General features: G+C 61.5%; 1 pseudogene. It reads right to left on the bottom strand.

Features of this window, described 5'->3' with window-relative positions:
- Window positions 1-615 (bottom strand): annotated as a pseudogene (locus AC1D00_RS43485) (hypothetical protein); the annotation flags it as partial.
- Window positions 616-812: the final 197 nt, after the last annotated feature.

The following is an 812-nucleotide window of genomic DNA, read 5'->3' as shown; positions in this document are numbered from 1 at the left end:
AAACAGGTCGGAGAAGCCGTTGAGCCAGAAGTCGCAATTCTGCTTCTGGACATAGAACAGCTTCACGCCAAGCGATCGGAGGGCAGCTTCTGCCGTATCGGCGGTCCCAAGTGCGATCTTCCTGAAGTCGCGCGCGACGTCGCTCTGATAGGTGTGGATGACCTTGCCCCGCGTGAGCAGCGGCGAAAAATAGCAGGGCACCATTGCCCGGTAGCCGTTCAGGGCGAGAATGCGATCGGAACCAGTCGATTGCTGTAGTTCGTCGCACCGCCGCCAGTCGGCGCTGACACGGGGCATTTGATCGAGCGGGCGCCCCTCTACGAAAAGCATGGCGCCGTCGGCGCTGAAGCTGCGCCAGGGGTATGCGCGGATTGCCCAGGCGCAAACCAGGAAGAGCGTCAGGACCGCGATGTGCGGAGCGAGGCGTCCTGTAAAACAGCTGGGAGCCAATCGCGATGCGACTGTCAGTCCCCCGAAAGCGACAGCGACGCTCGCGACGGGGATCAGCGCCTTCACATGGAACGACAATCTCATCAGGCTCGGAATCTGCAGTGTCGCATCGAGGAGCCGGACACTGACGAGGTAGGCGAGAAGGATGAAGAGTCCCGCGGCCATGCCCGACGACGGCGTCCTGAGGGCCGAGGATCGACCGGGCAGAAGCTTCGAGTCGGCGAACGAAACAACGCAAAATATCATCACGAGGCAAGCAGCGGCCTCGAAGACGGTTTTTACCTGTCGGGTCGCTGCCGTCAGTCACGCTCCAAGGGAAAAATCGCTCCCTCCAACGGACTGCGCCAGCACGAACTCGACGA

The sequence above is a fragment of the Bradyrhizobium sp. P2_E8 genome (assembly GCF_056403875.1).
Note: the sequence above shows the minus strand (reverse complement) of the source record. Positions and strands in the feature narration are given on the sequence as shown.